Raw genomic sequence first — 12804 nt, 5'->3', positions numbered from 1 at the left:
TGCGATTTTAGGGCGTGCGAAGGCCCGGAGAGGGAGGTGCGAGAGGGGAGAGGAAGGGGTGGTCAGACGATCCGGCGGGCGGCGAGGACGTCCGGCCGCCAGTCGGCGAGGGTCGAGATCTTGACCACGTCACCGGTGCGCGGAGCGTGCAGGATCAGGCCGTCACCGATGAACATCCCGACGTGCTCTGGGACTTGGGCCGTACCGCGGGTGAAGAGGAGATCGCCCGGCTTGAGGGCGTCGACACCGACCGCCTTGCCGTCCTTTACCTGCGTGTACGTGGTCCGGGAGAGCGAGATGCCGCCGGCCTTGTACGACGCCTGCATCAGGGACGAGCAGTCGCAGCGGCCCATCGGGTCCTGGCCGTGCGGATTGGTGCACGCGCCACCCCACTGATACGGAGTGCCGAGCTGGCCCAGGCCCCAGCGGATGGCGGTGCGGATCGACTTGGGCGCATCAGCCGGGATCTTGTAGCTCTTGGGGACGGAGCCGGCGGGGATCGGACCGAACTTGGCCCCGTCCTCACCGGTGCCGCACCCGCCAGGCACCGAATACGTCTGCTCGTTCTCGTCGCCCTTGCCAGAACTCGACTCGGTTGACAGCGACTTGGCGATGGCCCTCTGCAGAGCCGTGGCCAGCGGCTCCCACTTGGCGTAGGCGTCGGGGAAGCCGCTCTTCTGGACCGCCTGCGCGGCCTGCGTGACGGTCATGGACTGCCAGCCCGAGACCTTGAGCAGCGCCTCGTAGAACTTCGTCGAGGCGTGCACCGGATCGCGGACCTGCTGGGCCGTTCCCCAGCCCTGGCTGGGACGCTGCTGGAAGAGGCCGAGCGAATCCCGGTCGCCGTAGTCCAGATTCCGCAGCCCCGACTCCTGCAGGGCCGTGGCCAGGGCCACGATCTGCCCCCGGGCCGGCACCTTCATGGCGACGCCGGTGGCCTGGATCGTCCTGGCGTTCGGGATCTGCTCCGCAGGATCGTCCAAGCCCGGGACCGACACCGCGGCCTTGCCGCCGCCCTTGAGGATCGACTCCACCTGCTTGGCGACCGCAGCAGAATCCACAGCCTGTGTATTGCCGCCCGCGCAGGCGGCCTGGGCACTGCTGGCACCGGCCAGAGCCATGGCGAGCGGGGCGACCAGCAGCAGCGGACCGAGCGCGACGGCCCCGACTATCGCCGCGCCCGCCTTCACGATCGCGAGCCGTCCGCCAAGGGGTGGGTGTGGGAGCCGTGCTCCGGAGATGGGCGTGCCTGGGCATGCTGCATCAGCAGCTCCTTACTCGAAGGCAGCGCGGCACCAGCGTTCTCGTCGAAAAGGTCACCGGCACCGCGCCGGTCAGGAATTCACATCACCTGGGATCAGGGAATGGAGAGTCCGGAGGTCGGGAGCGGCTAACTCCCGAACTCCGGAAACCCCTTTGCTGAGATGCGGCAGCCAGCCGCGCTCGTAATCTCACACGCCACATGGAGAATCTCTCCCGTCGAAATTTCGCGCCGCTTCATGAGCGCTGCCCACGTCGTCATCTGGACGGGACAACACGGAGCAACACAGCTCAAAGGAGGCGAAGCCAGGCCCCGTCCGTCGAACACGGCGAGACTGTAGAGACGGATTCCGGCCGCACCAAACGACGCCTCGTCCGGCGGCCGGGACCCGTCATCCGGTAGCAGAGCATCGTTAGGCGCGGCCGGGAATGACGGTTACTCTCCAGCCCATTGCTCGCCCCGGGCGGCTGTCTATGCGGCGGCCGGGAGCGACCCACGCTGGCGTGTGCAGAATTCCGGGAACGCGGAATCAGGCGCACGACCCTCCCTTCGGAAAGAGAGAACCGCGCAATGCCGTACACCCTGCACCGAGGCGACGCGCTGACCGCCCTCGCCGGCATCCCCGACAACAGCGTCGATGCCGTCATCATGGACCCGCCCTACAACAGCGGCGGCCGAACCAGCAGCGAGCGAACCGGCCGTAGTGCCCGCGCGAAGTACACCTCGGGCGACGCTGAGCACGACCTCGCCAACTTCCCCGGCGAGAACCGCGACCAGCGTTCGTACGGCTTCTGGCTCACCCTCCTGCTCACCGAGTCCTACCGGGCCACCGTCGAGTCCGGCGCCGCACTCGTCTTCACCGACTGGAGGCAGCTGCCCACCACCACCGACGCCCTCCAGGCGGCCGGCTGGACCTGGCGCGGCATCGCCTCGTGGCACAAGCCGGTCTCCCGACCGCAGAAGGGGCGGCTCAAGCAGTCCTGCGAGTACATCGTCTGGGGCACCAAGGGCGCGGTCGACCCCGACCGGAACCCCGTCTACCTGCCGGGCCTCTACACCGCGAGTCAGCCCAGGAAGGACCGCGTGCACATCACACAGAAGCCCGTGGAAGTGATGCAGGAGCTGGTGAAGATCTGTCCGCCGGGCGGAACGGTCCTCGACCCCTTCACCGGCTCCGGTACGACCGGCGTCGCCGCCCTGCGCGAGGGTCGCAAATTCATCGGAGCCGAGCTCTCCGAGCACTACGCCGACATCGCCGAACAGCGGCTGCGAGGTGCGCTGACCCAGGACGACTTCGAACTCGCCGGGCCCGAAGAGTGAGACCGAGAAGCCCCGGGCGGCAGAGCCCGAACGCAGAAGGGGCGGTTGTTCCACCATGCTGGTGGAACAACCGCCCTTTGCTGTAGGGAGAGTTACCCGGCCTCGATGCTCCGCTGTATCAGATCGGTCGCTCGTGCGAGGTCCTCACGTGAGCCGATCCGCACCTCGACTCCGTCTCGGATTCCAAGGACACCCACACCGCGCATGTCGCGGGAGAAGCCCTCCTGCAGCTCGACTGTGTCCGGATCGAGCCTCAGATTGACCACGAGCAGCCGGTTGCGCGGCTGCACGCGCACCGTGGCCACGTTCATGATCCGCCGGTATGCGACGTAGTGGAGCTGGGGCTCCTTGAGTACATCTCGGTGGGACAGCAGCAGCTCGTCGAGGTCCGCGTACAGCTCCTTGAGATCCTCGGGCGACTCGTCGAGATACTGCTGGACCGACTTCGGTGCCGCAGACGTTGCGCGGGCCGATCCCGACGCTCTGCCCCGCGCAGAGGTGCGGCTCCCGCCGGCTGACGCAATGAGCTGCAGCGTCAGCACGTCCTCGAAGACCCGGTACGTCACCAGGTCGATCCGGTGGCCGATCATCTCCACAGCCACCGTGTCGTGGTGGGTGAAGGCGCCGGCGACGCAGACGATCCGCGGAGCGCTCCAGCCGATCTCCGCGGCAGCCTCGTCGCCGAGCTTCTCCCGGGTCAGGCTCTCGAACTCGTGGTGGTGGTCGTGGAGCCACCACAGGTATGAAAGCCCCTGGCTGATGACGTTCTGGTCGCGGTTGCGCTTGTACTCCACGATGACGGGCGTGCCGTTCTCGTCCAGCCCGAGGGAGTCGATCCGGCCGCCGTGATGGCCGGTGCGATACTCGGTCGCCAGGAAGCGGATGCCGAGCATCGCCTCCATGTTGGCCTCGATCAGCCGCTGCAGATCGACCTCCACCCCCACGGAGGCCCCCGGCACCTCCGTCGCCTGTCGGCCTCTCACCCTGAAGACCTTCAGGTTGCTCATGAGCCTCCCCGCCCCACCTTGATCGACGGGAAGGAACAATCGAGGTCGGGGGGTGTTTATTCCGGCATGGGGCGATGCTCAAATACGCCTTGGTCGAGATCTCGAGAGGGCACGAGCGGAAGCCCGCGCCGCTGATAACCTCTCGTTGTTGACTTGTGGTTCTTCGTGTGTTGTGCGTCACGTGTGTGCGCTCGGACACGGAACGGGGGCGAGGGTGTTCGAGCCGCTGCGGGACAAGGACCCCCGAGAGATCGCGGGTTTCCGTTTGACCGGGCGTCTCGGCCAGGGCGCGATGGGCGTCGTCTATCTCGGTTACCGCAGCCCTCGTCCTGTGGCGATCAAGGTCGTGAAGCCCGCGCTGGCGGACCAGCCGTACTTCCGCCAGCGCTTCGCCCAGGAGTTGGAGGCCATCCGGCGCGTCGGCGGATTCCATACGGCCGCGCTCGTGGACGCCGACCCCGACGCCGAGCAGCCTTGGATCGCGACCGAGTACATCCATGCGCCCTCGCTCGCGAGGCTGCTCGACCAGCATGGGCCGGTCAGTGAGCTTGGAGGCTGGTGGCTGGCCGCGAGCCTGTCCGAGGCGCTGATCCACATCCACTCCGTCCACCTTCTCCACCGAGATCTGAAACCCAGCAACGTACTGGTGACGACCCATGGCACGCGCGTGATCGACTTCGGCGTCTCCCACGTGGGTGGGGCGACCGGGCTCACGTCCGGAGACTCTCCCGTCGGAACGCTCGCGTACATGGCCCCGGAGCAGGCGAAGGACTCCCGTAAGGCGAGTGAGCCGGCCGACGTGTACAGCCTGGGCGCGACGATCGTGCATGCCGCGACAGGGCATCCACCGTTTTACGCTGATATGCCGGTGCAGCGGATGCTCGATACGGATCCTGACCTTTCCGGTCTGCCGGAGAGCCTGCGAGACGTGGTTGTCAGTGCACTGTCCTACGCTCCAGAGGACCGGCCCACGGCCCAGACTGTGCTTGAGGCGGCCATGGATCGGTTGCTGGAGCATGCCGTGACAGTGAGCGGTCCAACGCATCCGCCGCTGCCCGACACGTTCCTCATGGATGTGTTGCAGGTGGAGGGGACTCCTCCCGTGCCGCCGCCAGCGGCGGTGCAGGCTCCAGGGAATCCCGGGGCGGTTGCGGAGGAACCGGGTGTTGCGGCCTTGCCCGCCGAACCGGCCGCCGCGGGCGCGTCCAGCGGCGGGGGAGAGCCGTGGGCCGACCGCTGGCGCGGGAAGATCCGCGACCGACGTTCCGACTTTGGCGGCTGAGGCCGCCGGCCGCGCAACAGCGCGTAACGAGGCAGTGTAAGAGTGAGTGAAGGAGAGAGCCCGGTGACCAGCGTCGTAGGCACCGCCAAGTTCGCCCCGGGCATGCAGGTGCGCGCGAGGGACGAGGACTGGCTGGTCGTCGAGGTGTCTGAGACGGCACAGGACGGGACAAGGCTGGACGTCCGAGGGATCTCCCCGCTCGTACGCGACCAGCGGGCTGTTTTCTTCGCCCACGAGTCCCTGGACAAGGTCACGCCCCTGCGTCCCGAGGACACCGACCTCGTGGTCGACACCTCCCCGGAGTGCCGGCGCTCCCGACTGTTCATCGACGCTCTGATCCGTAAGACCCCGCTGCCGCTGGCGGAGCAGCGGCTCGCGACAGTCGGCACGCACCTGGTCGACGACCTCGCCTACCAGAGGGAGCCCGCCAGAGCCGCGCTGAAGGGGCTGCGGCCCAGGTTGCTCATCGCCGATGCGGTCGGGCTGGGCAAGACGCTGGAGGTCGGGCTGCTCCTCTCGGAGCTCATCCGACGGGGGCGGGGCGAGCGCATTCTCGTCGTGACACCCAAGGCGATCTTGGAGCAGTTCCAGCACGAACTGTGGACGCGCTTCGCCATCCCTCTCGTACGCCTGGACTCCAGCGGTATCGAGCGCATCCGGCGGAACATTCCAGCCGGTCGCAATCCCTTCTCGTACTACAAGCGTGCGATCATCTCCATCGACACGCTGCGCTCCGACCGGTGGCGCAGCCACCTCATGCAGGTCACCTGGGACGCCGTCGTCATCGACGAGTCCCACAAGCTGATCAACAAGGGCACGAAGAACAACCGGCTCGCGGGACTGCTCGCACCGAGGACCGATGCTCTGATCCTGGCCAGCGCCACGCCGCACAACGGTGAGCGTGAGTCGTTCGGGGAGTTGCTGAGCCTGCTGGACCCGACCGCCATCCCCGACACCAGCGACTACGACGAGTCGCAACTCGGTCACCTCTACGTGCGTCGGCACAAGATGTCGCCGGATGTGTCGGCGGAGATCGGCCACAAGTGGAAGAGTCGCAAGAAGCCCGAGGCTTTCGACTGCCCAGCGAGCGACGCAGAGCAGAGGATCTTCGAGGAGCTCTACGACGTCTGGATCAACCCTGGGCAGGGCCGGTCGGCTCCGGTGAGCGGCAAGGGTGCCCGCCTCTTCCCCTACACCCTTCTGAAGGCGTTCCTCTCGTCACATAAGGCGCTGGCCGAGACGGTGAAGAACCGGATCGAGGCCATCGACAAGGACATCAAGGAGAACCCGGACAAGCGGGAGCAGCGTGCCGCTGAACGGTCGGCGCTCGTAAACCTGGGCGAGCTCGCTGCCGAGCCCACGGTTCAGGAGGCTGCCAAGTTCCGCCGTCTGGTGGCCGAGCTGAAGGGCCTGGGGGTCGGCCCAGGGTCCGGCACTCGCGTCGTCGTCTTCTCCGAACGCCGTGCCACGCTGAAGATGCTCCACGAGGCCCTGCCTGCAGAACTGGGCTTCGAGGCGAGCACGGAGAGGACCGGCGGCGCGATCCGACAGCTGCACGGAGGGCTGTCCGACGATGAGCAGCAGAGGACCGTCAAGGACTTCGGCCTGGCGGACACCGACCTTCGGATCCTCCTCACTGGCGATATCGCATCCGAGGGCGTCAACCTGCACCGTCAGTGCCACCAGATGATCCACTACGACCTGCCTTGGTCGCTGATCACCATTGAGCAGCGCAACGGCCGCATCGACAGGTATGGGCAGGAAGAGCACCCGGAGATCCGCGCCCTGCTGCTGGTCCGCCAGGACGAGGATCCGGCCGTCCCGTCTGCGGACCGACTAGTGTCGCGCCGACTGCTTGAGCGCGAGTACGAGGTTCACCGCACTCTGGGCGAGGCCGCCTCCATTCTTGGCCTGCGAGATGAGGACGCGGAGGAGGACGCGATCAAGACGGGCCTCGCGGACGGCAAGACGTTCGACGAGATCGTCCCGGCGCAGCCGGACGACCCCTTCGACCTCTTCATGGCCCAGCACACGGTCGACGGGACGGGATCGCATTACCGCGTGCCCCAGTTGTTCGCCTCCACGCGGGCCTTCGTGGAAGAGGCGCTCGACGAGGTGTACGACGAGAGCCCCCAGGCGAAGATCGGCATGCAGTGGGCTGAGGACCACCCCGAGATGCTCTCGTTCAGTCCTGATCGTGAGCTGCAGCGGCGGCTCCTCGTGCTGCCCCAGACCTACCTTGACGAGCGCGGCGTTCTTGAGGAGCTTCGGGTCACATTCGACCAGACATTCGCCCAGCAGCGGCTGGAGCGCGCCCGGGAACTGAGCGGTGAACGGCCCAAGGGCACGATCACCAAGCAGACGCGGCGCGAGACGTCCGGATGGCCGGACGTCAGTTTCGTGACCGACCAGCACCCGCTGGTGGAGTGGCTCACCGACAAGGTCCTGGTCCGCCTCACCCGCAACACCGCCCCCGTCATCACGGCCAACGTCGACGGCCCCAAGTTCCTGATGCAGGGCATGTACTCCAATGCCAAGGGCCACCCGACGGTCCTCGCCTGGTCGTGCGTGAGCGGCCTGGAGCACGGAGCCCCCGAGTTCGACGACGACCTGGTCAAGGTGCTGAATGAGGCAGGGGTGGCGCCGAAGATGCTCAACCGCCCCTTCGCGGGAGACCTGGACATGCTGCGGGCCTTGGTGCCGGACGCTGTCGCGGCCACCCGCCGGCATCTGACCAAGCTGCGTGCCATCCAGGAAGAACCACTCATCGAGCGGTTGGTGGAGTACGAGAAGCGCCTGCAGGCATGGCGCAAGGCGAGCGAGACGGCCTTCGAGCAGCTTACCTTCGGTTTCCGCCGTGACGATGCAGAGCAGCGCGTCGAGAAGACGGCCATAGAGGTCGAGCAGCTCATCGAGGACCTGGCCACGCAGGGCGAGGCGATGGTCCGCGTGATCGGGGTCCTCGTCCCGGCCACTGGGACCGGCGAGAAGAAGGAGGCGTAACCGCCATGGCATTCGAAGCGATCGTCAACCGCGGTGAGTACATCTCCGCCCACTATCTCGCCGAGGTCTTCTCCAAGGACCTCGTGGACCTGCGTAAGCGCTGGACGGCGGCCGACCGGGCAGGGTTGCCCACCTCCCGTTCGGGCATGCGAAACCTAGGGCGCAGCTACTTCAAGGCCAAGGTCCGGATCACTGAGAAGGGCGACTCCGACGGATCCGAGCTGCGTAGCCTCAACGACACACTGCTCGCTGCTCTCGCCTACATCTCCCTTAACAGTGAGCAGCCGCGACGCGACGACACCCACGTCAGGATCTCGCGTGGTGCCTTCGAGGTCCTCCACGCCGACAAGGCCAGGGAAGTACCCGTCGCCTTCGCCGTGAAGGGACCGGGCGGTGTCGAACTCGTCGCCCTGGATGTCACGTGGAGCACGGACGCCGAGCTCGTCGTCTCCGACGTCGAAGACGGAGGCGCCGAACTCCTGACCCCCATTGCGCTGGACGGCAAGCAGGAGATCACCAGCGCAGCGGACGCCGTCACCTTCCTCTTCGGCTGCGACGACGCCTACGCGCCGCGGTTTGTACTGCTCCTCGCCGGCGGGGCCGTGCTGCTCGCTGACCGCACGGCATGGCACGAGGGTCGGTTCCTCGGTGTCAGCGTGGATGCCGCGCTCGACCGAAACCTGGCCGGCGACGGCGGCGAACTGGAAGCCGTCTCCGCGCTGTTCGGCGCCGAGTCTCTGTTGACTGAGGGCGGCGCCGCCGGATTCCTCGATAACTTGGTCGATAACGGCCGCAAGCATGCGGTCGGCGTCTCCAAGGAGCTGCGAGAGGGCCTGCGTGAGTCCGTCGAACTGATCGCCCAGGAAATCCTGAATAGGATCCATGACCACCCTGCGGACCCGGCCGAGCTCGGTGACCGCGACGAACTGGCCACCCGACTCACCCGTGAGTCACTGCGTTACCTCTATCGCATCCTGTTCCTGCTGTATGCCGAAGCCCGCCCGGAACTGGGGATCCTGCCCAGCAAGGACGATGCCTACCAGGACGGATACGGATTGGGGCGACTCGGCGAGCTGGTCTCCTACGACCTGCCCGAGGAGTCCCAGGACAGGTTCCACTTTTACGAATCCCTGGACCTGCTTTTCCGTCTCGTCGACCAGGGCCACCGTGCTCTGGAAGACCGTGAACTGGTCGACCGCGAGACGCTGGACGCCGACGGCATCCGCTTCGAGTCGCTGCGCAGTGACCTGTTCAAGGCCGACGCCACCCCGCTGATCGGCACCGTGCGCATCGATGACGAGAAGGTGGACACCCGGCTGCGCAACAAGGTCCTTTGGCAGGTACTGAACCTGCTGATGCTCAGCCGGGGCAAGAACGGCAAAGGCTTCATCTCGTACGCCCAGCTCGGCATCAACCAGCTGGGAGCGGTGTACGAGGGGCTCATGTCGTACACCGGTTTCTTCGCGGATGAGGACCTGTACGAGGTCGCCAAGCCGGACTCCGACGGCCTGGCCGGCACCTGGGTCGTCCCGCAGAGCGAAGCCGAAAACTATGACGACGACGTCTTCGTCAAGCGCCGCGACCCGATCACGGGCGCGTTGAAGCGCGTCGAACACAAGAAGGGCTCGTTCGTCTACCGTCTCTCGGGCCGTGAGCGCCAGCGCTCCGCCTCCTACTACACCCCCGAAGTTCTCACCCGCAGCACGGTCAAGCACGCCCTGGCCGAACTCCTCGACCAGAATGGCGAGACTACCGCCGCCAGGGACATCCTCGACCTGACCGTGTGCGAGCCGGCTCTCGGCTCGGGGGCCTTCCTCAACGAGGCGATCAACCAGCTCGCGGCTGAGTACCTCAAGCGTCGCATGGACGAACTGACCGTCGAGCGGGGCCAGGAAGTGCAACTCCCGCCGGACCGCTATGAGGCGGAGCTGCAGAAGGTCAAAGCGTACCTGGCTCTGCACAATTCGTACGGCGTGGACCTCAACCAGACCGCCGTAGAACTGGCTGAGGTCTCGCTGTGGCTGAACGCGATGCACGAGGGCCTGAAGGCTCCGTGGTTCGGCCTGCATTTGCGACGCGGCAACTCCCTCATCGGAGCCCGACGGGCGCTGTACGAGAAGGGGGCGCTGAAGCGGAAGGCATGGCTGACCACAGTGCCGATCGACCGACCTCTCCGGGAGGACGCCGAAGACAGTGCCTATCGCGCTGGCGAGGAAATCCACCATTTCCTGCTTCCAGCCAAGGGCTGGGGTGCGGTCGCGGACGCCAAGCAGGCCAAGGAGCTTGTACGGGAGGAGCGGGACAGGCTTGCGGAGTGGCGCAAGAGAGTGGCGACCACTCCGTCCGTGACGCAGACCAAGCGGCTGCTGGCGCTCGCGGGGCGTGTTGAGCGGCTGTGGGAACTGACCAAGCGCCGACTTGTCGTGTCGGAAGCTGAGGTCCGCCGGGAGGTCGACGTGTGGGAGGTCGACCAAGAGCGGCCTCTGCCGCAGTCCTCGGGGGCTGTCTCGCGTGAGCAGGTCGAGCAGGCACTTCAGCAGCCGGGCGCCCCGCGCGGACGGCTGAAACTGGTGATGGACGCGTGGTGCGCTCTCTGGTTCTGGCCCGTGGGACAGCTGAATACCCCGGAACCGCCGACCTTCGAGGAGTGGCTAGAGTTCTGTGAAGCTGTTCTTGGGGTACCTCCAGCGAAGGCGAAAGCGAAAGAGGTGTCAAGCAACGCAGCACGTAAGCGAGGGGTCGCTGCTGGTCTGGAGGACAATCTTGGCCTGTTCGCCGACATTGGAGACTTCGAACAGCTTGCACTAGATGACGACTTCGACCGCGTCATGAGCCAGTGTGCGGACATGCCGACGGTGGCGCTTCGTTTCCCTTGGCTCGGCGAGGTCGACGCGATTGCTCGGCGGGAAGGATTCTTCCACTGGGAGCTGGAGTTCGCACATATCTTTGAGCAGGGTGGGTTTGATCTCCAGGTAGGGAACCCACCTTGGGTCAAGTTCGAGTGGGATGACGACCTTGCGGTCGCTGAGCATGATGCCTGGTTTGGGCTCGCCGATAATGCGCCTGTTCAGGCAAAGGCTGAGCGCAAAGAGAAAGCGCTATCCGAGTCGTCTGCTCTGGGTGCCTACTTGCTTGATCTGGCCTCATGGGCCGGGGTCAGCGAACATCTGGGATCCTCAGTGGACCACGCACTTTTGTCCGGGATGAAAACGAACCTGTACATTAGCTTCATGGAGCGGGCGTGGCGCAACATTCGCCAGCATGGGTCTATCGCGCTGATCCACGAAGAGAATCACTTCACCGTGCCGAGTGGAGGGGCGTTCCGGGCGGCTACATACGCTAGGCTCCGGCGCCATTTCCAATTCGGAAACAACATCCTCTTGTTCGAGGATGTAGATAACAATAAGAACTTTGGCGTTAGTGTCTACGGTCTGCCGAGAGATATCAAGTTCCTGCAGATTGCGCGAGCGGTTCACCCGTCGATCGTCGATCAGTCGTTTGACCACAAGGGGCAAGGCGAGCTGCCGGCGATCCAGTTCCCAGAAGGTGGCTGGGATATGCGACCGCATGTAAAGCGCATCGTGCGAGTGACGCGTGAAACTCTTGCTGACTGGGCGGCACTGGTGGGCCCGCCCGGCACGCCTGCAGAGCAGGCGCGGACGCTCCGTCCTGTAACGGTTGCCGAAAACGAGGTTCTCCGCGCGCTCTCGCGATTTCCGGCGAGGGTGCAGGGGAGGAAGTTCTGGTGGTCGCTGGAGCTCGATGAAGGGAAATCCAAAAAGGATCGCGTGATTGAGTGGAGGACTCGCAGGCCAGATTCTTGGGAAGAGGCGGTGTTGCAGGGGCCGCACTTCTCTGTCGCGACTCCATTTGCCAAACAGCCAAATCGGGAGTGTAAGTCCAATAAGGACTACTCGGTGTGGGACCTGGAGTCGATTCCGGAAACAGTCCTGCCGCGGGTGAACTATGCGCGATCGTGCACTCGCGATGAGTTTCTAGCGGCGCTGCGTTCCTGGGAGGGGACTCCCTCACGTGAGTTCTTCCGTCTTGCCTGGCGGAACATGGTGACATCCAATACGGAACGATCTCTGCATGCTGCTCTGATCCCCCCCGGCCCTACGCATGTTCACACCGTTCACACTCTCGCCTTCGAGTCTAATAGAGGAACGGGTGTTCTGGCTGGACTATGGGCCTCCCTTCCGATGGATTACCTCGTGAAGGTTTCGGGAGCATCAAAGGTCAGCATGGAAATGGCGCGAAGTTTCCCGGCTCCTTTCGAGCATCCCCTCACCGTCCCGCTTCTCCTTCGTACGCTCCGTCTCAATTGCCTGACCCGCGATTACGCGCCCTTGTGGAAAGAGCTGTTCGAGCCCGCCTGGCTCTCGGACCGATGGACGGCCCCTGGGCCGTCTCATCTGAAGATCCAAGGCGTCGAGCCGTCGTGGTCTATGGCGACGCCGCTGCGCACGGAATACGACCGGCGCATGGCGCTGGTCGAGATCGACGCGATCGTCGCGGTGATGCTCGGTCTGACCGCCGAGCAGCTTTGTGCCATGTACCGGTCGCAGTTCGCGGTGCTCCGTAAGTACGAGTGGGAGATGTTCTTTGCCGCGGACGGGCACAAGATTGGTGCGGCGACCCACAACGTCGGGATCCGCCAGACCCCGGAGGAGGCTGCTTTCGTCAAGGCGTGGGTGAAGGCCGCCCGCGCCGGCGATCCGACACCCGAGATGCCTGAAGGCTGGGTGAAGCCCGACCGTGAGGCCGAGATGACTCGCGCCCACGCGGACTTCAAGGCACGGTTGCTTGCCGGCGAGTACGGGGACTACGCCGCGTACGCCGCCGAGCACGGGGACCACGGGAACCTCCTCGGCGGCGCCGAAGCCGAGCAGGCTCCCTCCGATGTTCCGGTAGAAAGCAGGTAAGTCGCC

General features: G+C 65.5%; 6 protein-coding genes. 4 read left to right on the top strand and 2 right to left on the bottom strand.

The features are described 5' to 3' along the window. Positions 1-62 precede the first annotated feature (62 nt). Positions 63-1190, bottom strand: coding sequence for a C40 family peptidase (locus ACRWND_RS15385; RefSeq protein WP_431949486.1), 1128 nt, complete (start codon positions 1188-1190; stop codon positions 63-65). Between the two features lie 641 nt (positions 1191-1831). Here ACRWND_RS15385 and ACRWND_RS15380 point away from each other — a divergent pair. Continuing rightward, positions 1832-2581 carry a DNA-methyltransferase gene (locus ACRWND_RS15380; RefSeq protein WP_431949484.1) on the top strand — a complete coding sequence of 250 codons (750 nt, stop codon included), beginning with the start codon at positions 1832-1834 and terminating at the stop codon, positions 2579-2581. Positions 2582-2673: 92 nt separating this feature from the next. Here ACRWND_RS15380 and ACRWND_RS15375 read toward each other — a convergent pair whose 3' ends face one another. After that, positions 2674-3588, bottom strand: a complete 915-nt coding sequence (locus ACRWND_RS15375; protein ID WP_431949483.1) for a DUF5655 domain-containing protein — start codon at positions 3586-3588, stop codon at positions 2674-2676. Between the two features lie 214 nt (positions 3589-3802). Here ACRWND_RS15375 and ACRWND_RS15370 point away from each other — a divergent pair, with 214 nt between their 5' ends. The 3 genes from ACRWND_RS15370 (at position 3803) to ACRWND_RS15360 (ending at position 12798) form a co-directional block, all read left to right on the top strand. Further along, complete coding sequence (locus ACRWND_RS15370; RefSeq protein ID WP_431949481.1) at positions 3803-4870, top strand: serine/threonine-protein kinase; 1068 nt, start codon at positions 3803-3805, stop codon at positions 4868-4870. 63 nt (positions 4871-4933) lie between these two features. Next, positions 4934-7873: a DEAD/DEAH box helicase gene (locus ACRWND_RS15365; protein WP_431949479.1), complete on the top strand. Its 2940-nt coding sequence runs from the start codon at positions 4934-4936 to the stop codon at positions 7871-7873. A 5-nt stretch (positions 7874-7878) separates the two neighbouring features. Next, positions 7879-12798: an Eco57I restriction-modification methylase domain-containing protein gene (locus ACRWND_RS15360; RefSeq protein WP_431949477.1), complete on the top strand. Its 4920-nt coding sequence runs from the start codon at positions 7879-7881 to the stop codon at positions 12796-12798. Positions 12799-12804 lie beyond the last annotated feature (6 nt).

The organism is Actinacidiphila sp. bgisy167 (assembly GCF_965342175.1).
Taxonomy (GTDB): Bacteria; Actinomycetota; Actinomycetes; order Streptomycetales; family Streptomycetaceae; genus Actinacidiphila.
The sequence above is the reverse complement of the archived record's forward strand: the minus strand, read 5'-3'. Positions and strand labels throughout refer to the sequence as shown.